This window comes from Pseudomonas sp. GM50 (assembly GCF_000282375.1).
In the GTDB taxonomy this organism is placed as follows: domain Bacteria; phylum Pseudomonadota; class Gammaproteobacteria; order Pseudomonadales; family Pseudomonadaceae; genus Aquipseudomonas.
Genome location: NZ_AKJK01000108.1, coordinates 1 through 19,651, shown reverse-complemented (window position 1 = coordinate 19,651; position 19,651 = coordinate 1). Strand labels below are relative to the sequence as shown.

At 54.4% G+C, this 19,651-nt stretch carries 22 protein-coding genes and 1 pseudogene; 4 read left to right on the top strand and 19 right to left on the bottom strand.

What is annotated here, in order from left to right:
- Positions 1–118: 118 nt before the first annotated feature.
- The 9 genes and pseudogenes from PMI30_RS30140 to PMI30_RS04765 all read right to left on the bottom strand — a co-directional run bounded on the left by PMI30_RS30140 (position 119) and on the right by PMI30_RS04765 (position 8,189).
- Entirely contained in the window at positions 119–595 is a 477-nt protein-coding gene (locus PMI30_RS30140) for a hypothetical protein (RefSeq protein ID WP_008013657.1), read from the bottom strand.
- Positions 592–912: an STAS-like domain-containing protein gene (locus tag PMI30_RS0129970; protein WP_050562575.1), complete on the bottom strand. Its 321-nt coding sequence runs from the start codon at positions 910–912 to the stop codon at positions 592–594. Before PMI30_RS0129970 ends, PMI30_RS30140 begins: the two co-directional genes overlap by 4 nt.
- The gene (locus PMI30_RS04740; protein ID WP_008013656.1) at positions 909–1,436 is read right to left on the bottom strand and encodes a hypothetical protein; all 528 of its coding nucleotides are present in this window, start codon (positions 1,434–1,436) and stop codon (positions 909–911) included. Before PMI30_RS04740 ends, PMI30_RS0129970 begins: the two co-directional genes overlap by 4 nt.
- An 81-nt stretch (positions 1,437–1,517) precedes the next feature.
- A pseudogene (locus PMI30_RS31835) lies at positions 1,518–1,601 on the bottom strand (hypothetical protein); the annotation flags it as partial.
- A 201-nt stretch (positions 1,602–1,802) separates the two neighbouring features.
- Positions 1,803–3,146, bottom strand: a complete 1,344-nt coding sequence (locus PMI30_RS04745; RefSeq protein WP_008013655.1) for an AAA family ATPase — start codon at positions 3,144–3,146, stop codon at positions 1,803–1,805.
- Positions 3,143–4,096 (bottom strand): reverse transcriptase family protein, encoded by a 954-nt coding sequence (locus PMI30_RS04750; protein WP_008013652.1) that lies wholly within the window; start codon positions 4,094–4,096, stop codon positions 3,143–3,145. The genes PMI30_RS04745 and PMI30_RS04750 overlap by 4 nt, the downstream gene beginning before the upstream one ends.
- A 789-nt stretch (positions 4,097–4,885) precedes the next feature.
- Positions 4,886–6,532 carry a malate dehydrogenase (quinone) gene (mqo, locus tag PMI30_RS04755; RefSeq protein WP_008013650.1) on the bottom strand — a complete coding sequence of 549 codons (1,647 nt, stop codon included), beginning with the start codon at positions 6,530–6,532 and terminating at the stop codon, positions 4,886–4,888.
- 317 nt (positions 6,533–6,849) lie between these two features.
- A complete protein-coding gene (locus PMI30_RS04760; protein ID WP_008013648.1) occupies positions 6,850–7,560 on the bottom strand; it encodes a GNAT family N-acetyltransferase in 711 nt (236 codons plus the stop codon).
- A 59-nt stretch (positions 7,561–7,619) separates the two neighbouring features.
- The gene (locus tag PMI30_RS04765) at positions 7,620–8,189 is read right to left on the bottom strand and encodes a YceI family protein (protein ID WP_008013647.1); all 570 of its coding nucleotides are present in this window, start codon (positions 8,187–8,189) and stop codon (positions 7,620–7,622) included.
- Between the two features lie 318 nt (positions 8,190–8,507).
- Here PMI30_RS04765 and PMI30_RS04770 point away from each other — a divergent pair, with 318 nt between their 5' ends.
- Positions 8,508–9,197 carry a hypothetical protein gene (locus PMI30_RS04770; protein ID WP_238542031.1) on the top strand — a complete coding sequence of 230 codons (690 nt, stop codon included), beginning with the start codon at positions 8,508–8,510 and terminating at the stop codon, positions 9,195–9,197.
- A 36-nt stretch (positions 9,198–9,233) separates the two neighbouring features.
- Here the strand turns inward: PMI30_RS04770 and PMI30_RS04775 are convergent, their stop codons facing one another.
- The 8 genes from PMI30_RS04775 to PMI30_RS04810 all read right to left on the bottom strand — a co-directional run bounded on the left by PMI30_RS04775 (position 9,234) and on the right by PMI30_RS04810 (position 15,361).
- Entirely contained in the window at positions 9,234–9,674 is a 441-nt protein-coding gene (locus PMI30_RS04775; protein ID WP_008013643.1) for an SRPBCC family protein, read from the bottom strand.
- Between the two features lie 51 nt (positions 9,675–9,725).
- Positions 9,726–10,355, bottom strand: a complete 630-nt coding sequence (locus tag PMI30_RS04780; RefSeq protein WP_032836144.1) for an NAD-dependent dehydratase — start codon at positions 10,353–10,355, stop codon at positions 9,726–9,728.
- 122 nt (positions 10,356–10,477) lie between these two features.
- Positions 10,478–10,864, bottom strand: a complete 387-nt coding sequence (locus tag PMI30_RS04785) for a nuclear transport factor 2 family protein (RefSeq protein WP_008013639.1) — start codon at positions 10,862–10,864, stop codon at positions 10,478–10,480.
- Positions 10,865–10,893: 29 nt separating this feature from the next.
- Positions 10,894–11,274: a nuclear transport factor 2 family protein gene (locus tag PMI30_RS04790; protein WP_008013637.1), complete on the bottom strand. Its 381-nt coding sequence runs from the start codon at positions 11,272–11,274 to the stop codon at positions 10,894–10,896.
- Positions 11,275–11,353: 79 nt separating this feature from the next.
- Positions 11,354–12,388, bottom strand: coding sequence for an aldo/keto reductase (locus PMI30_RS04795; RefSeq protein ID WP_008013634.1), 1,035 nt, complete (start codon positions 12,386–12,388; stop codon positions 11,354–11,356).
- Complete coding sequence (locus tag PMI30_RS04800; RefSeq protein ID WP_008013632.1) at positions 12,381–13,502, bottom strand: alkene reductase; 1,122 nt, start codon at positions 13,500–13,502, stop codon at positions 12,381–12,383. Before PMI30_RS04800 ends, PMI30_RS04795 begins: the two co-directional genes overlap by 8 nt.
- A gap of 60 nt (positions 13,503–13,562) precedes the next feature.
- A complete protein-coding gene (locus tag PMI30_RS04805) occupies positions 13,563–14,822 on the bottom strand; it encodes a cation:dicarboxylate symporter family transporter (RefSeq protein WP_008013631.1) in 1,260 nt (419 codons plus the stop codon).
- Between the two features lie 113 nt (positions 14,823–14,935).
- A complete protein-coding gene (locus PMI30_RS04810; protein ID WP_008013629.1) occupies positions 14,936–15,361 on the bottom strand; it encodes a VOC family protein in 426 nt (141 codons plus the stop codon).
- A gap of 119 nt (positions 15,362–15,480) precedes the next feature.
- Here PMI30_RS04810 and PMI30_RS04815 point away from each other — a divergent pair, with 119 nt between their 5' ends.
- Entirely contained in the window at positions 15,481–16,356 is an 876-nt protein-coding gene (locus tag PMI30_RS04815; RefSeq protein ID WP_008013620.1) for a LysR substrate-binding domain-containing protein, read from the top strand.
- A gap of 26 nt (positions 16,357–16,382) precedes the next feature.
- Here PMI30_RS04815 and PMI30_RS04820 read toward each other — a convergent pair whose 3' ends face one another.
- Complete coding sequence (locus PMI30_RS04820) at positions 16,383–17,714, bottom strand: aminotransferase-like domain-containing protein (RefSeq protein WP_008013619.1); 1,332 nt, start codon at positions 17,712–17,714, stop codon at positions 16,383–16,385.
- Positions 17,715–17,802: 88 nt separating this feature from the next.
- Here PMI30_RS04820 and PMI30_RS04825 point away from each other — a divergent pair, with 88 nt between their 5' ends.
- Positions 17,803–18,699 carry a DMT family transporter gene (locus PMI30_RS04825; protein ID WP_008013618.1) on the top strand — a complete coding sequence of 299 codons (897 nt, stop codon included), beginning with the start codon at positions 17,803–17,805 and terminating at the stop codon, positions 18,697–18,699.
- Between the two features lie 145 nt (positions 18,700–18,844).
- On the top strand, positions 18,845–19,390 hold the full coding sequence (locus PMI30_RS04830; RefSeq protein WP_008013617.1) for an Hsp20/alpha crystallin family protein: 546 nt from the start codon (positions 18,845–18,847) through the stop codon (positions 19,388–19,390).
- Here the strand turns inward: PMI30_RS04830 and PMI30_RS31830 are convergent.
- On the bottom strand, positions 19,377–19,651 hold a 275-nt coding region (locus PMI30_RS31830), incomplete at its 5' end, for a hypothetical protein (RefSeq protein ID WP_238542030.1). The two genes, PMI30_RS04830 and PMI30_RS31830, sit on opposite strands and share 14 nt — an antisense overlap.

Below are 19,651 nucleotides of genomic sequence, written 5' to 3'. Positions count from 1 at the left end.
TGCTTTTAGTCAATCTATGCATCGACCGGTTGAATCCACAACCCATAGCTGCTGGTCGTTCACATGCCATCCAAAGTCAGCATGTGTGGATATGAAATCTTTGAGGCGATATATAGACTTATCTAGCGCTGTAAAGCCATCTATAATTTTTCTTCCGCGCCTTGAAAATTTCACATTTGAGTATCTCTGCAGTTTTTAATATTTCGGCTACAGGTGGTTTGATATTTTCTGGAAGTCCCTTATTAGGGAAGTTGTAACCGGTGCAGGACTTATTGAATTCGGTAAGTGCCGATAAGATCCGGGTCTTGTTAAATCCAGTATAATCCTTATTCAGGGCATCGACGCAAACCGTCAAGCTGGACTTCAGGCCAATGAGATAGGCTTCATCCGTGTACAGTTTGTCCGAGTTATCATCGATCCAAAATCTACAGCTACTTTCCGCTTTCCGGTCGATGAGTGCTAAGATCTGCTCCACTCTTTTCGAAAAATCGGCTGAGTATGCAGAATATTGGGTGCGGGATATGGTTATCCATACGCCAATTGCCCCCCCGAGTAGAGCACTGGCCAACGGAATCAGGCTCGTCGCAATACTCATGAGGGTTCCTCAGCCTCTTTTATGAACATCATCACTTCAGCCTTCTCGGTGTCCGTTGTTGCGACAACGTTGAGACGTGTAATCAAGTCATTTTTTGAAATAGTGCCATCTCTGAGCAGTCCTCCCACTACCTCCGACAGCCAAGAACTTCCCCATCCGGGTAAGTCGGAGAAATCGAGGGTGACTAGATTTTCTGTCGCCAAAGCGGGCTGGAGGACATCCTCGCGAAATGCTTGGGCATTCCCTGGTCCATCTTCCCGGAATCGGCCACAAGGAAACGGACATTCATCCTTGATCTTAATGATTTTTCCCTTCATGGCTTTCCGTCCATTCGAGCAACCGCGAACGTAATCCGAGTGCCGCACTGCAGATCGACGTCAGCAGCAAGGGTGCTTGTCTCTCCCAAAAAAACCGATCCAGCCGGACTTTCAATAGACAACGCAAGGAGTTCGCCTGACTTAAAATCCCCGACGACATCGGCAATTCCCTGTCCTCGGTTGAATCTATTCAGTCGACTCGCGGTGAGATTGGCGAGCGCGAGGTCAGCCGTGGTCTCAGTACCACCCTTTAGTTGAAGCGATTCGAAAAAACCTAAGCCATCATCCTGGATGCGAACGATAACGGCATGCTTGCAGGTGAAGCAATCGAAAGACCAGTTGACCTTGGGACGTTTCGGGTGGGGCGCATGGTGATACACGTTGCTGATAAGCTCAGCCGCATGCCGATACATCAGCCTGCTCTGAGCCAAGTCAGCGTTGACAGACATCACCTCATGGAAATGCGCCATATCCGCTGGTTGATCGGTACTCAGCTGGACGGTCTCTGCATTCTCTTTGCGCATTGATGCACTCCTGTTTCTTTGGCTCTCGGGCATCCTGCATCCATTCCAATTTTTTCAGGCCACGGGTCAGAAATGGTAATGGAATGATATCACGACGCCTCGGATGGCCTTGCTGCCGTCTTTTCGGAAGTTGGCAATGGTCTTGAAGTCCGGTATCAAACGCCCGGCCCGTAGTATTGACCGTGCGATCGCTCGACCAACGAACGTCGATGATCCGAGATGATCCGAGATGATCCGAGATGATCCGAGATGATCCGAGATGATCCGAGATGATGAGGCTATGAGCGTTTTTACACACTCTGGGCCATTAGCGGACGTTCTGGATGCCCGGCAAAACGAGGTGCAGTTGAATATTTTTGTTCCGCTTTAAACGTTGGGCAAATAAAGAAACTCGTCGAAAACTTGCATAAATTTTTCAGTCTCTTTCGCGTAAGTTGTGCAAAGATATTCGATAATTTGCGCTTCCGTCATAAGTTTATTTCTCACTACATGCTTATACAATTGTTTATTATCGAGACCTTGTATCTTACCTATTGCACTTTCTAAAAAACCTGACCCTCCATAGTAGTCTGAGTGCAATTGCTTTTCGACGCTCTCGAACGGGATGCAGTAAACATTTTTATAGTTTTTGACATGTTTTTCTTTCGCTTGGTCGCCATCAAGAATAGAGATTACGTTTTTCTGGTCAGCGAAGAATTCTTCTTTTGCATTTCTGCTCATTAAATCGACAACACCACTCCCCCCTCCAATATATATAATTTTATATTGAAAATGTGTTTTTGGATGGTGCTTTTCAAGTAGATGCTCTAAAAGTTTCTGGAGCAAGTCATCTTCAGTAAGGATATACCTGTCCCATCCTTTAAATCCGAAAAGAATGCTTTTCACATAGCTATAAGAAGCGGGAATTGCGCGAACACAAGTGGAATCATCAAGCAAATAAAAAATCTCATTATCGTTGAGTGTTTTCATCAACGCTAGAGAGTGTGTTGTAAATAAAATATTCACATTGTAGATTGCGCAAAATGATCGAAGTTTTGTTGCCAATCTAGTTTGGGCCGCCGCATCTAATGATATATCGATTTCGTCAATCACGATAAGTTTACAGCGATTTTTGATTTTTCTGTATACGCTAATAAGAAGATATTCGCCTGAACTCAAATAATCTTCACGTATATACCTACTCTCTTCCAAAAGAATGCAGTAGTACTCGTTACGCTTTACTTTTATCTGGACCAAATCATTAAACTTTGTCGTGGAGTATATATAATTCAGAAACTCAATTAGTTCCACAGGTCCTTCGTGTGTTCCCATTACAATGTTGCTTCGAATGTCTGGGTCTGCTTTTGTCAGTGTTTGGAAAAAACTAAATCGCTGGCCGTAAGGCATCGGCAACTCTACATCAATATTACTTTTTATAATATCTGGTATGACGTCCTTTGAGTTTAAGCTCCGAATGCCCGGGTCATAGGTGAACGTAAAAGAGATTTCGTCTACTAAATATTTTATATGACTATCGGTACGAAATATGCCTGGTTGTGATGTTTGAGCAAAGGTGTCGGCAAACCTTAAATTCTGTATGGCTTTAATGAGCGTAGTTTTGCCTACGCCATTCTTACCTATTAAACATGTCAACTTATTCAGACTTAGATCAATATCAAACCTCAACATGGACACATGTTGAATGTTATTGATTTCGATCTCAATTTTCATAGGGCCTTCACCGATCCGCGGACAAACATATCAACCACAGATGCCCCATATTTTTTGCGGAGTTTATTGAGATAAATTTTGTCTGTTGTGTTGATGTAATTTAAATACCCAGACACCTTGGCGAGCGCAGTAGCACTATCGGTTTCAATCTTATCTAAAAATTTTTGTTTATCTTTCATGAAGAAATGCAACAACACTTCAATATCGGCTTTCAACTTCGAGTCTATCGTGATGGTGCCGTTAGGCAAAATCATCATCCCGAGTATTTTAAGTTTATTGCCTGCAGAACTGTATTTTGTTTTGGATGAATTGATAGACAGACTGCCTTTGAATTGCTGATGAAGTACCTCTGCGATTATTTCACCTGTCCCGTACAGTTTTCTCTCACCCCCAGAAATTATGATGTCATCTGAGTAGCGTGTATATATTAATCCGTTTTCCTCACAGTAAAGCTCTACTTCATTATCAAAATGCAGTAGGCATGCGTTACTAATTAAAGGTGATGTTGAAAACCCCACCGGCAGCTTGCCAGATACAGTGCAGAGCTCGATTATTCTATCGATATATATAAGTACATCGGCAATAGGCATTCTATCAATGCTGGCGACTATACTAGCTTTAACAAAATCGCTTCGAATACTTCCAAAAAAATTGTTCAGATCGGTTTGATAAAAGTGCTTACTGTGAGCATGTTTCTTTACTGCGTCAGCTACATTCATTCCTTTTCTATAAGAATATACGCAATTCTCATTAAACTTGAGCCATTGAAATACAAATAGATTAAGAAATTTATGGTAGATTTTTAGTGTCGGATCGGCCTCGTATATATTTTTTTTATTTAGATCAAGCTTTCTGAATTTCTCGGAAATATCACCCGACTTAAAATCTTCAAAATCATACTTACCATGATACATGGCTTCAAATGCAGATTTAAAGTCTCTATTAACCATTTATCAATCTCTGATCAGATTCAACTATTGTTACGGCAACGCGCCCCAGGACAGTTGCATGTCGCATAAAAGAAAATTGGCGCGCATTAATGACACGCAATATTAATGCTAACGAGCCAAGTATTCGGGATCGGGATTTTGTATCGAGGTGAGGTCGAGCGATAATAAATATAAGAAGAGGAGGTGCAAAGGAGCAGACTTTACAATTCGCATGGCCCCCCTGATCAAACGATAACTGAGGAGGGAGGCCATACAAACGTAACATGGATCAAGACCTCTAGAGGTCAGCTTGACGACTGGAGATACCCCTAGTCACTGACATAGAGACATGGTAAAGCCTTCAGAATAAAAAAACAACCGTTGGGAATGTATTTGGAATACGATCTATTTACCTGATTTAACTAAGTATTTTATGTTTGATGGTGCCTGCGGTGGCGCCTCTGCTGCACCCAACCTCGACATGTGAGCAAAGCCGTCGGCAACACGATTGTGTCTGCTGCTCAAATGTATCCTATGGATAATCTTAGATAGCATTCGACTATGGTAAGCAGGAATGCCACTGCACCACGGCCTACCGTCACTATGGATAACGGCCTTTTTGCATGGAGGAGATAACGGCCCATGCAGACGTTTTGAATCCTCTCTAATTTCGCAATCACGCTGAAGGGCTGCTTTTGGGCCGAAAGCAGTCATGTGGGCCGAAATGAATCTGCCCCTTGAAAACCACCCCCCCCACAAAAAAGCCCACTGACCGTCACCGACCAGTGGGCTTTCCGATTACGCTTCTACTTACAAAGCCATATCCGTCGCAGCATTAGCCTTCGGCGCCTTGGCCGGAGCGGCCGGAGCAGCAGCCGGAGCCGCCGCCTGACCAATCACCGGCGGCGGAGTCAGCTCCAGCACCTTGGCGGTGTAAGCCCACTCTTCAGCCACTTTCGCAGGGTTGCTGTTCAGCTGAGTGCCATAGCTAGGCACGATCTGGTGCAGCTTTTCCTGCCAGGCAGGGGTTGCAACCTTGTCCTTGAACACTTTCTGCAGCACGGTCAGCATGATCGGTGCGGCAGTCGATGCGCCTGGCGATGCGCCCAGCAGGCCGGCGATGGTGCCGTCAGCGGAAGCAACGATTTCGGTGCCCAACTTCAGCACGCCACCAGCGGCTTCATCACGCTTGATGATTTGCACGCGTTGGCCGGCTTGCCACAGGCGCCAGTCTTCGGCTTTGGCGTTCGGGAAGTATTCTTTCAGGGCGTTGAGGCGGTCTTCGTCAGACAGCATCAGTTGGCCTGCAAGGTACTCGACCAGCGGGTATTCCTTGATGCCGACCTTGGTCATTGGCCACACGTTGTGCGTGGTCGTGGTGGTCAGCAGGTCCAGGTACGAGCCTTCTTTGAGGAACTTGGTGCTGAAGGTCGCGAATGGGCCAAACAGGATGACGCGCTTGCCGTCCAGGACACGGGTATCCAGGTGCGGAACCGACATTGGCGGTGCGCCAACGGAGGCTTTGCCGTAGGCCTTGGCCAGGTGTTGCTCGGCAATGGTCGGGTTTTCGGTCACGAGGAACGAGCCGCCAACCGGGAAGCCTGCGTATTCCTGGGCTTCAGGAATGCCGGACTTCTGCAGCAGGTGCAGTGCACCGCCGCCCGCGCCGATGAACACGAACTTGGCGTCGGTTTCGGTTTTGGTGCCGTCTTTCAGGTTTTTGTAGCTGACGCGCCAGCTGCCGTCTGCGTTCTTGGTGATGTCTTGCACTTCGCTAGACAACTTCAAGTCGAACTTCGGCGTGGTTTGCAGGTGCGCGACGAACTGGCGGGTGATCTCGCCAAAGTTCATGTCGGTACCGATCGGGCTCCAGGTGGCCGCGACTTTCTGGTTCGGGTCACGCCCTTCCATCATCAGCGGAACCCACTTCTTGATCACAGCTGGGTCTTCGGAGTACTGCATGCCGGCGAACAGCGGGCTCGCTTGCAGGGCTTCGTAGCGTTTCTTCAGGAACTTGATGTTGTCATCGCCCCACACAAAGCTCATGTGTGGAGTGGAGTTGATGAACGAACGCGGGTTCTTCAGCACGCCTTGCTGAACTTGCCAGGCCCAGAACTGACGGGAGATCTGGAAGGCTTCGTTGATTTCAACGGCTTTCGCGATCTGAACGTTGCCCTTGTCATCTTCCGGGGTGTAGTTCAACTCGGCCAGGGCGGAGTGACCGGTACCGGCGTTGTTCCAGCCGTTGGAGCTTTCCTGGGCGACGCCATCGAGGCGCTCGACCATTTCCATCGACAGACCAGGTTCCAGCTCATTAAGCCAGACACCCAGCGTTGCACTCATGATGCCGCCGCCAATGAGCAGCACATCGACTTTCTTTGCCTCTTCCGCGTAGGCGGACGTGATCCCCATCGACAAAGCCAGCCCCAGCAGGGCCGTGTTCAGTTTCTTAAACATCTGTAGCACCTATGATAAACGCCATCCGCCCTCAATCCTCAACATGAGCAACCCAAGAGTACGGGTACGCAGGCAGCGTGCCGTGGGTTCCTACACTTACAAGGATTTGAAGGTGGGCACACAAGGCCGACGTGTCTCCATCGACCTCAGTTATATGTCCCTCGTGCACTGATTTTTATCTTTATTGGGCTCAGCTACTGGAGCGACATTGATTCCGTCGGACGTCTGTGGACGTACGAACCGAATAGGTCAAACCAAGTTAGTGCGACAGAATATCACGCCTCGGCCAGCCTGCGCGCCCGAAAGGACTCAACAGTCTAGTCGGGACGAGACCCGCGCCCGGCGTCTTGGCTCAAACGATCCAGCACAAACGCCTTGGCGTTGCGCGTCATTTGGTCGAGATGACGGTCGCGTTGCTTTTCTGCATCGATCATCGCCCGCTTGCCGTGTTTCTGCAGCAGATACGTATGTATCTGCCGCACCTCCAAAGAACTGTAGATCGAAGTGACATCCAATAGGCCCATCAAGCCTTCGGTGCCGTGATCACGGGTGTTCATCAGCACCTGAGTGCCGCGCACGCCCAGCACCTGGAAGCCCATCGACTCGAACCAGGGCACCTTGGCGACCGTGCAGGTCAGTTCGGCATGCGGGTAGCGACCGAGCATGTCTTGCAGCATCGCCCGCGCGACGCCCCGCCGCCGATGGCTGGCCTGCACCGCCATATACGCCACGCCACACGCCTGGGGGTCGTCCTTGACCGGCAGGTACAGCAGAAAGCCGATGACCTGCTCGGGGTCTTCATCGTCCGTGGCGACGATCAGTTCGACCGCAATGCCTTTGGCGCCGCCGAGCGCTTCGAGGTAGAGATGAACCTCATAGCCCACCGTGTATTGATAGACGTTGTACAACGGGTTGCTCGGCGCGATGCCCACCATGCTGATGTCGGTCAGGTTGTCGACGACCATCTGCAGAATCTGGCTGTTGATGGGCTCTGGGCACGGGGTGGCAAAGTGGGTGAGCTGGGGCATTGCGTTTTAGACTCCGGGTTAAGCCCGCTATTGTCACAGATCGAGCCCTCGCAGGAAAATCAACGCTCGGGCGCGACGATGCGGAAGCGGATGTTGATGTCGTTGGAGACAACCGTGTCGCCCCACTCCCCTTCGCCGATCTTGAAGTCCCTGCGTTTAAGAATGATGTCGCCATCGAAGATGCCGATGGCCTTCTCCGGCTTCAGCAGCACCTTCACCTGCAACTCACGCGTCATGCCCCTGAGCGTGAGGTTGCCGGTGATCATGTAACGGTGATCGCCCAGCGCTTTCACCCCAGTCGATTCAAAGGTCGCCACCGGATAGTCCGCCGTGTTGAACCAGGCAGGCTTTTGCAGCTCGCTGTTGGCGTCGCTGCCCCCGGCGTCGATGCTGGCAAGGTCGATGGTCAGCTTGGCGTGGGCCGCGGTGGGGTTCGCCGTGTCGAAATCGAGCGTGGCGTCGAACTTGCCGAAGGTGCCATACGCCCTGGAGCCGAACTGGTTATAGGTGAACGAGATCTTGCTGGCGGTGGTGTTCACCTGGGTGTATTCGACGGCGTGGGCGCAGGGCAAGGCGCCGACCAGGAGGATGGCGAGCAATGCGGCGAAACGCGGGAATCGAGGGGTCATGGGATTCTCCGGTTGAAGCGCCTTGGGATTCAATCACCGCACAGGTGTGTCAGTGGACTTAAGCAAATATTCGATGTTTATTCCAGTGCAGCCGTACCGCGCGCCTTTACCCACAGCGCCATTACTGGATAATGGCATCCCGCCACAATCAGGCCCCGGACCTTGATATTTCAAGGTTTTCTATTCTACAGCCTGACAGTCACCTTCAAGGACGGACGATCGGCTACGAAACAAGGAGTCAACACAGTGATATCCCCGCAAGATTCAGCAATACCGCTTACCCGCACTCAGAAATTCACTTCATTGATCACCCGCGGCATGGCAGGGCTCAGTATCGTGCTGGGCGCCATGTGGGCGTTAATCACTTATGCGGTGCCGGACCCCAGCGTGTTCGGCTTCAGCTTCATCAGTTGGAAAAACGTGGTATTGCTGGTGAGTACCTTTCTGTTTCTGGGAACCGTTTCAATCGGCTGGCAGATTCGTAACTTCACGCCGATGCTCCGCGGCGCGTTGCAGTTTCTCATGGTTGCCGGCTTGTCTTTTGGCTTCTTCATCCTGGGCACCGAATACGCCAAGCCCTCTTTCGAGTTCGCAAAACTGCAAGCCAAGATCGTCGAAAACGAAGGCAACAACCTGCTCGGCAAACGCATGGAAGTGCTGGATAACGTACGCATCGAACTGGAGGGCTGCGAAAATATCGGCCGCTTGCCCACTTGCACATTTGAACTGACCAATCTGAACGTGGATCGCAGCTTTCGCTTCGACGACGGCACCCGACTATTCGACGAGTCTGGCGGCCCTCTCAAGTTCGAGTCGATCCGGGTAGGCCAGGTCGAGGACAACGCCTGGCTACGCTTCCCGCTGATTCGCAACGTACCGACACGCGTTACGCTGATCTTCCAGCAGAGCAACAGCAAGCTCAGCAAAACACCAGCGATCAAACTGGCGTTTCGGGATGGGAATGATGAGACGCTTACCGTCAAATTCAGTGAGATTGTAATGCGCTAGGTGCAGGAATAAAGGCTCTTCACTGTCTGGTTCAGCTCAGCGCTGCCCCAGAAATGTCTGGAGGCTGTGATGCCCCTCGACGATCAACTCCCGAATAACTTCCTGGTACTGTTCTGCCCTACTCGGTTCGCGCAGCTCAAAGCTGGCGGACCAACTGATAAACGCCTTGGACTGGCCTGTCAGGGGCGCCAGTTTCACGGTGGCCACGTAATTATCCAAGGGTAATGGCGCCTCTTCGAAGCGGTATGAGAATGTCAGATTGCGGTCATCGACTGACAACAAACGCTCCCTGACGACCGCGCCATCGGCCAATACGAGTTTGCGAATGCAACCCACCATGCCATCAGGCTGGTTGTCCTCAATGCCGCTTTCGACAATCGCCGGATGCCACCTTTGAATCTCGCCAAACTTCTTCAACACGCTCCACGCGTGTGCTGCGTCACTGTCCAGAACAGCGGAAAATTCAACCATCGGCATTTGTGTTCCTCCTAGAAAAAACCTGCTTGAAAACCCCCACCGAACCTGTACTCAAATGCAGCGTTCGGAGGAGATGACATGAATGCCCGGCGCGCGCTCAAGGGCGGACTCGAGTAACGCTCGGGCGATCCGCGACGCGGGGTTAAGTCGCCAGCGAGCGGGCAACAGCCGTCCGGCCAGGCCAAGTGCGCAAACCAGTGCACACTCACCCAATCGCAACTCGTCCCGCTGCCCACCGATGACACCGGGCCTTACATAGGTGAGTGAGTGAAAGCCAAGCCCGGCCAGATGCTTCTCCAGTTCGCCCTTCACTCGGTTGTAGAAGAAACGCGAAGTCGGATTCGCCCCGATGGCCGAATTGAGTACATATGCTGAGGTGCCATGCCGCTTGGCCAAGCGCGCCACATGCATCGGGTACTCGAGATCGACGCGTCGAAAGGCGTCTCTCGAACCGGCACTGCGCATCGTTGTGCCCAAGGTGCAGATCACGGCATCGGCCTGCCACCAGTCAACCGTTTCGGGCAAAATGTCGAAATCGACCAGAGGCGCCTGCAGCTTGGGATGAGCGACAAGTGCCCGGCGAACCGGAGCTACCACACGACTGATACGTGGATCGGCGAGCGCCATTTTCAGCACCTCTCGCCCTACAAGCCCCGTGGAGCCAACCAAAACCAACTTCATTGCGAATACCGCTGGTCGAGTCCGCCCGCGCCGATGATAAAAACGTCACTCACGGTCGCTTCTCCCCTTGGTGATGGACGAACTCCGGTCCCGGCACTGCCTCAACCAGGACCGGTGGACGCTCAACCTTCGAACTGGTGATAGACCTTGGCGATGACCTTCCAGGCACCATCGATTTTGATCAGGGTCAGGTAATCGTTGTAGTCGGCACCGATCGCATCCTTCTCCATATCAACACGCACAACAGCGGTCGTCGGCGTGATCGCCAGTACGTCGAGACGGGTTGTGATGTCGGGGGCACTGCCGTTTTTCCGAACGAAATCAAACAGGTTTTTGATCGGGCCGCCGAGCAGTTGGCCATTAGTGAAGCCATACATCACCGCGTCTTGGTGGAATGCCTTCGCGACACCTTCCGTACTGCCCGCCCGCAGTCCTTCAACGTACTGATTGGCGACGGCAATGACGGCGTTGTACTCGGCGGTCGGTACTGCCTTGATGTTCTTTGACATGGTGCTCTCCTTTCGGTGAAGACGAGGGATCAGGTGTTCGGATGGGTGTGGTAGATCTTGCTGACGATGGTCCACTTGCCCTCTACCTTCAGCAGGTTGAAGAAGTCGGTGAAGCGGAATCCGGAAACGTTGTCGGTATCGACCCGCGCACTGGCAGCCGTGCCGACGATGTCGATGCGCACGATGGCGGCTTTGGCTTCCGGGGATGGACGGAACGCGGTGTCAATGACGTCGTAGAGATTCTGGATCGCGCCGCCGACGAGCTTGTCGCCATCGACACCAAACATGGTGGCCTGCTCGTTGAAGGCGGGTTTCATCAGCGCGCTGTCGGCCTTCGCGCCACCTTCGTTGTACTGGTTAAGCACCTCGACAATCGCGTTGTATTCCTGAACGTAAGTAAGACTGCTCATTGCATGACTCCTGATAAGTAACTGACACGGGATTGGTTTTTTTCGCACTCATGTGCGGTTGCAAGGCGCCGGCCTGCAATCATTCAACCGGCGCTTTTTCGGGGATCAAGCCGCGCACTTTCAACATTTCCCAGAAGGCCTTGGGGGCTGATCTGGACGCCGCTTGAAGATTCGTGCTGACGGCCTCTGCGTTCTGCGCACCGAGCAACACCGTGCTGACGGCGGGGTGCAATTTGACGAACTCGATCGCGGCGGACACAAGTTCGACATTGAACGCATCGCACACTTTTTCGATGCTCCTGACGCGCGTCAGGATGTCCTCGGGGACGGTGTTGTAGTCATACGTCAAGTTGCCGGCTTTCGTTCCTGTCGCCAGAATTCCCGAGTTGAAAACACCTGCCGCGATGACCGAGACATTGCGCTTTTGGAGTTCGTCAAAGGCACCGTCCAACGGCGCGTGATTGAGCAATGAGTAGCGCCCGGCAATCAGTGCACAATCGATGTCGAACTCGGACGAGGCGCGAAGTACCGAATCGGTGTCGTTTACGCCGAGGCCAACGGCCGATATATAGCCGCCTCCGCGCAACTCATCGAGCGCCCGGTAGCCACCGCTTTTATTGAGCTGATCCCAATAGATGGCGGCCTGATCGCCGTGCCAGGCTTCGCCCACATCATGCAAAAGCAGAACGTCGATGAAGTCTTGCCCCAGGCGAAACTGGCTGTCTTCGAACGAACGCATGATGCCGTCGTAGGAGTAGTCGTACTCCGCCACAAAGGGCAGCGGCTCGACCCAATCAATTGCATATCGCCCTTTCACTTCCCTGAAGCGATTGGCGGGCTTCAGAATCCGGCCAGCCTTGGTGCTGAGCGTTACGTGTTGGCGAATTCCCAGCTCCCGGATCGCATGCCCCAAGTAATACTCGGCCTTGCCATGCCCATAGAACGGCGCTGCGTCGAAGTGTTGGATGCCTCCTTCGAAAGCTACACCGATGGCTTCTTCGAACTGGCGATAGTTGACGTGGTTGTTGAAGCCCGCCATGCCGACGGTGCCCAGCCCGATGGGGCTGACCAGCGCCCGGGATTTGCCGAGTGGAGTTTTCCGTTGATCAGACATTCACTTCACCTCCAGCGTTGGTGGTGGGCCAGTCGGTGTAACCCTCTGCCCCACCGCCGTAGTAAGCCTCACGGGGTGCAACGACCAACTCGAAGCCAAAGCGCAGACGCTCGACCAGATCCGGGTTGGCGATAAAAGGTCGGCCGAATGCGACGGCATCGACCTTGCCTTGCGCGCGCCGCGAAACGGCCAGATCAAGGTCATAACCGTTGTTGCCAATGTACGGGCCGTGGAACAACGCCCGTAGCGCGTCCAGGTCAATGCCTTCCGGTACATCGCGAGATGTGGCGGTGGCCCCTTCGACGATATGCAGATATGCCAGGTGGAACGCATTCAGTCGCTTGATCAGATAGCCGTAGGTGACCATGACGTTGCTGTCGGGCGGTGTATTGCCCGCGTCCGGCGTCACCGGCGAGAGGCGGATGCCAACCCGGTCGCTGCCCCAGATCGCGACCACGGCTTCGGTGACTTCGAGGGTCAACCGAGTCCGGTTCTCGATGGAACCGCCGTATTGGTCGGTGCGCTGATTGGTGGAATCGCGCAAGAACTGGTCTAGCAGATAGCTGTTGGCAGAGTGAACTTCAACGCCGTCGAAGCCTGCGCGTTTTGCACATTCGGCTGCGTGCTTGTACTGCTCGATGATGCCCGGGATCTCCGATGTCTCCAGAGCGCGGGGCATGGACACTTCAACCACGCCGTTGGCGGTGTAGGTGGTGCCTTGGGCTTTGATCGCCGATGGCGCCACCGGAAGTGCGCCATCCGGTTGCAGGTCTACGTGGGAGAAGCGTCCCACGTGCCACAGCTGGCAAACGATTCGCCCCCCCGCGGCATGGACGGCATCGGTCACCTTCTTCCAGCCAGCCACCTGCTCTGGCGTCCAGATACCAGGGGTCATGGCATAGCCGCGACCCTGGGCGGAAATATTGGTGGCCTCGCTGATAAGCAGTCCGGCGCTGGCCCGCTGGGCGTAGTAAGTGGCATGCAATTCGTCAGGCACACCGTCTTCACCCATGCGGCTACGGGTGACTGGCGCCATGACAATACGGTTGGGGAGATCGAATGCGCCCATTCGGTACGCAGAAAAAAGATCGGTTCTCAGGCTGTTATCGGTCATGTTTTACCTCGAATAAAAGACCAGAGCCATCGCCCAGGGTTGGCCGACGGCTCTTCATGGCTAGGTTTTCTGCACCACCCGGGCAACCCCCGAAGGCTCAATGCTGACCTTTTCCCATTTGGCGATGACCAAGGGTGCAATCGCATTACCCAGCACGTTCAGGGTGGTGGTACCGCTGTCGATAATCCGGAAAATGCCGGCAATCAGTGCGACCCCTTCCAGTGGAAGACCGGCCGATGCCAAGGTGGCGGACAGGATGATGATGGCGAAGCCGGGAACTCCGGCAGCCCCTTTGGAGGTCAGCACCATCGTCACCACCAGCAGTATCTGCTGGGACAGCGACAGGTCGATCCCATAGAGTTGCGCGACAAAAATCGTCGCCACGCCGAGGAAGATCGATGCGCCATCCAGGTTGAATGCATACCCCACCGGCACCACGAAACTGACGATGCGGCGCGGCACGCCATAGTGTTCCAGCTTGCTCATCAGCTGCGGCATGACCGACGCCGAGGCGGCGCTGGAGAACGCCAGAATCAGCTCATTACGAAAGTACTTGATCAGTTTGAAAATATTCTCGCCAATCAGGTAGCAAATGCCGCCCAGCACCACCAGCGCAAAGACAATCAGGGCCAGATAAACCACACCGATCAACTTGAGCAAAGGCAACAGTGAGGCAAAACCGAAGGTCGCCACGGTAGCGCCAATCATGCCGAATACCCCGATCGGCGCATAAGCCATGACAATACTGACGACCTTGAACATGGCATCAGAAATGCCTTGAACCACCGCCACTACCGGTGCGCTTTTTTCTCTGGGAAGCGAGTTCAATGCCAGGCCAAACAACACGGCGAAGAACAGTACCGAGAGCAACTTCGCTTCCGACATCGCGACAAAAACGTTATCGGGAACGATGTTCTGCAAGATGACGAGAGCGCCCTTCGAAGGCTCCATGTTGACCGAAGCGGTGCTGTGGGAAATGCCCGAAATATCAGTGCCCGTGCCGGGCTCGAAGATATTGGCGAAACACAACCCCATCACAATGGCCAGGCCGGTAATCGCGAAGAAATACCCCAGCGACTTGACGCCCATGCGCCCAAAAGACTTGTTATCACCGCCGCCGGCAATCCCCAGGATCATGCAACAGAAGACAATGGGAACCACGACCATCTTCATCATCTTGATGAAGATATCGCCAAGGGGTTTGAGGATTTCAGAACTGATCCACCCTTGATATTGCGGGTGTGTATTGAAGTACCAACCGACGAGCACGCCAAGCAACAGCCCGGCAACTATTTGCCAAACCAAAGGGATACGTTTCATGTCTAGCCTTCTTGTTGGAATGAAAGGACTGCGTTACGTAGCAGTTGCTAGAGTCATGAGCTTCCAGCTCACTTGAAATCGAATGGCACAACAAGGTTGTGCCATTACTTCTATTACTTGGCGAAGAGCTGGCTCATATCCTTGAACGCCTTGAACTCAAGTGCGTTGCCACACGGGTCGAACAGGAACATGGTGGCTTGTTCGCCGACCTGCCCCTTGAATCGAATGTAGGGTTCAATCACAAACTCGGTACCAAAGGACTTCAGGCGCTCGGCCAGGGCTTCCCACTGCTGCCACTCCAGGATGATGCCGAAGTGCGGAACGGGGACGTCGTGCCCGTCTACCGGATTGCTGTGGACGCTCTCTTGGGAAGCAGTCTTTGGGTGTTCATGAATAACCAGTTGGTGACCGTAGAAATCAAAGTCGACCCACTGCGTGCTGGAGCGACCCTCTTGCAGCCCGAACACTTCACCGTAAAAGGTGCGTGCCGCCGCGAGGTCATAAACAGGGATCGCCAGGTGAAAAGGAGAAAGGCTCATCGGAACTCCAATCAAGGTTTTTTATCGGTTTTGTTTTTGAGAACGGAGCCAATCGTAGAGCCGCAGACCAAACAAAAAAATCAATATATATTTCTTAGAAACACAACTAATATTTGTTAATGATCAAAGAACTGAAAACACTTATCGCCGTCGCACGGGAAGGCACCTTTGCCGCTGCCGGCAACAGGATCGGGCTGACGCAGGCCGCCGTGAGCGCCCAGATGCAACGTCTGGAGGCCGAGCTGGGTTTCCAGATTTTCGACCGCAAGGGCCGCTCGGCTCACCTGAACAGAATGGGGCACCAGATACTTCTGCAGGCGCAGGAGCTGCTTCGCCTTTATGACAATCTGGGGTCTACCACGGTTGGGCTGCCGGCCAGCGTCCTGGTGAACATCGGCGCCATCGCTTCCGTGCAGCGCTCGTACTTACCGGATGCGCTCGCCAGATTTCACCAACAATGTCCGCAATGCCGAACCCGTGTGATCCCGGGTCTGTCGATGGAGTTGGTCAACCTGGTGGATGCCGGCGAGATCGACATGGCGGTGATCATTCGCCCGCCCTTCTCGCTGCAAAGCGATCTGCGCTGGACGACCCTGGCACTTGAGCCCTACCGGCTGATCGTTCCGCGCGATGTGCCCGGAGAAGACTGGTCGGCACTGCTTTCCAGCCAACCCTTCATTCGCTACGACCGGTCATCGTTCGGCGGCAGGCAGGTCGATCGCTTCTTGCGGCAGATGCATTTCACCTTGCGTGAAGTGTGCGAGCTGGATGAACTGGAGGCCATTATCAAGCTGGTCGAAAATGGCGTCGGTGTTGCGCTGGTGCCGCAGACGGCGACCCATCAGGATTGGCCGGCCGGGGTGCGTGCGCTGGACTTGGGGCAACACACCTTCCATCGTGATATCGGCCTCGTCCATCGGCCTCGGCAAAGTTTTACCGAGCCGGTACGGGTATTGGCCCAACTGATCGTTGAGCAGGTTCAGAGCGGCGCTTGAATCAACTCTGCACAGCCCTCTTCCGACTACGAATAAGCCCCAATCATCCACTTCACTTTTTCCAGCGCCTCGCGCAATGCGCCCATCTCCACGGAGCCCAGCGCCAGACGAAACGCATGCGGGACGTTGGCCGAAGTGGCGAACGGTTCGGCGGTGGAAACCGAGACGTTTTCGCGCATCAACGCCATGGCGATCTGATCGGCCCTTGCGTCTTCCGACAACGGCAGCCAAAGAAAATACGACGAGGGATGGCGAATGCAGCGCAGCCCCGCCAGTACCTCGCCGGCCACGACTTGCCTCGCTTGCGCGTCCTGGCGCTTCTCGGCTTCCAGTTGCATGACGGTGCCGTCGTCGAGCCATGCAGTGGCGATTGCCGTCATCACGCCCGGAGTATTCCAGGTCGTCGCTTTGATCGTGCGCTCCAGCGCGGGCACGTGTTGAAGGGGGGCGACGACGAAGCCGACGCGCAGTCCGGTGGCCACGCTCTTGGAGAGGCCTGATACGTACACCGTTCTCTCAGGGGCGAGGTCCGCCAGCGGTGCGGGGGGATTCTCCGCCAGGAAGGCATAAGCGGCGTCCTCGATGATCAATAGCCCATGTCGGCGCGCAATCGTCACCAGACAGTCGCGTTGATCGGCACTCATCACCCATCCCAGCGGATTGTGCAGGGTCGGCATCGTGTACACGGCCCGTACGCGCCTGTGCCGGCACAGGCTTTCCAGCGCCTCCAGATCCGGACCGTGATCGAGCACTGGAATGGGCACGATTTCAAGGTGCAGTGAGTCGGCCAGGGCCTTGAATCCCGAATAGGTCAAGGCATCCGCCGCAATCACGTCACCGGGTTGCAACAGCGCCATCATCGTCACGGCCAACCCCTGCTGGGCACCGGTGACGATCAGCACCTGCTCCGCCTCGACCGTCAGGCCTCGGACGCGCAGATGTCGCGCCACAGAGGCGCGTTCATGCGGGCGCCCCGCGTGTGGCTGGTAGCGCAGCAGCGATTCCAGATCGCCGGCCGATGCGAGTTGGCGCAGGGCATTTCGCAGCAGTTCTGCCTGCCCGGGAAGCGCCGGATAGTTGAAGTTCAGGTCCGTCATGCCAGCGGCAACGCTATGCTGGTCAATACTCTGGCCTGGCGACCACGAGGTTTCCCTGACGAAAGTCCCCCGCCCCATCTCCCCGCTGACCAGGCCCATGGCTTCCAGCTCCGCGTAAACCCGGCTAGCCGTCACCAGGGCCAGGCCTTCCGTTGCCGCCAGCTGGCGGTGGGTTGGCAGGCGCGTGCCCGGCAACAGTCGTCCTGAGCGGATATCCGCGGCAAATTCATCCACCAGTGATTTATAGCGTGAACGAGGCATGCGCAAGTGTATCCATGACAATATTTTGATTGTATTGAGTTTCGTCCATACGATGCCTCCCATGCAACCTGCATGAAGGGGAACCTCAATGGAACGCACATCGCACCTGCAACACCACACCACGGAAAAGACCGCGAGCGGATGGCTCAACGGGTTCATTGGCGTGCTCATCTTCAGCGGCTCGCTGCCGGCAACACGGGTGGCCGTTCTGGAATTTGATCCGGTCTTCTTGACGGTGGCCCGGGCCAGCATCGCGGCCATTTTGGCGCTGTGCATGTTGCTGCTTTTCAACGAAAAGCGACCGGCCAAGAGTCAGCTTCTCTCCCTGGCAATCGTGGCCTTGGGCGTTGTATTCGGGTTTCCGCTGCTGACTGCGCTGGCGCTGCAATATGTGACGTCTGCGCATTCCATCGTCTTCGTAGGCCTGTTGCCACTGGCCACGGCAGCCTTCGGGGTCTGGCGCGGTGGCGAGCGTCCCCGGCCGGTGTTCTGGTTTTTCTCGGTGTTGGGCAGCCTGCTGGTGGTGGGGTTTGCCGTCTCCCAAGGCCTGACCGCTTCTCCTGCGGGGGACATTCTGATGTTGCTGGCCATCCTCGCCTGCGGATTGGGCTATGCAGAAGGCGCGAAGCTTTCAAGAACACTGGGCGGCTGGCAGGTGATTTCCTGGGCCCTGGTGCTGTCGCTGCCGGTCATGATCCCGCTGACCTGGTTCCTGGCCCCGCCTTCGCTCTCGGGAATCACCCCGACCGCCTGGTTCAGCCTGGCTTACGTCTCGCTGTTCAGCATGTTTATCGGTTTCGTGTTCTGGTATCGCGGGCTGGCTCAGGGCGGGATTGCCGCCGTCGGTCAGCTTCAGCTGCTACAGCCGTTTTTTGGCTTGGCGCTGGCGGCCACGCTGCTGCATGAGCAAGTCAGCCTTGGCATGTTGGGTGTGACTGTTGCGGTGATTCTTTGCGTGGTCGGTGCGCGCAAGTTCTCGAGATAGACGGCTCGCCGCCAGAAACCGACTGTTGGTTGGCCTGGCAGCCGCAGGAATACTAACCTTTTAAGGTAAGGCCTGAATCTGTCGTGGTGGACCGGCCTCCGAGACGTTCCCGGCCCACCGCAGTGCTCGATAGGAGGAATGAAAAATGGCCAATTTCGAGAAAAAAATGCCGGTGCATACCGACGACGAAAAAACCGATCAGCAACCAATGGCGACAGACCCTTGGCGGCCCCTGGAAAAACTGCGCCAACAGGTCGATCACCTGTTCGAAGACTTCAATCGTGGCTCGGGGCTGACGCCTTTTCGGCGTGGGCTGTTTGATGTCGAACCGTTCTGGAGTCGGGATTTTATCGGCCGCAGCCTGCCTGCGGTAGACATTACCGAGAAGGATGAAAGCTTCGAAATCACCGCCGAACTGCCGGGCATGGATCAGGAAAATATCGACATCAGATTGTCCAACGGCAATCTGATCATCAAGGGTGAAAAGAAAGAGGACAAGGAAGAAAAAAGAAAGGGTTATCACCTGTCAGAGCGTCACTATGGCTCCTTCCAGCGGGCATTCAGCCTGCCTAAAGGCGTCGATGCCGACAAGATCGAAGCGAACTTCAGTAAAGGTGTGCTGAGCATTTCGCTGCCGAAAAAGCCCGAAGCCATGAACGCGGACAAAAAGGTGCAGATCAAATCCAGATGAATCGCCAAGACAGACACTTCGCGCAAAAAAGCCCCTTGTCGGGAAGCCGGCACGGGGCTTTTTTGATGTGGTCTAACAAAAAAACCGGGCGGGCGCGGTTAATGCCTGTCAGTTGAGGTCCGCAAACCTGTTGTGGCGAGGGGGCTTGCCCCCGTTGGGTCGCGAAGCGGCCCCAAAACCTGCAATCGCGGTGTATCAGATACACCGCATGCAATGGTTTTACGACTGCTTCGCAGCCGAACGGGGCGATGCGGCGTTCCG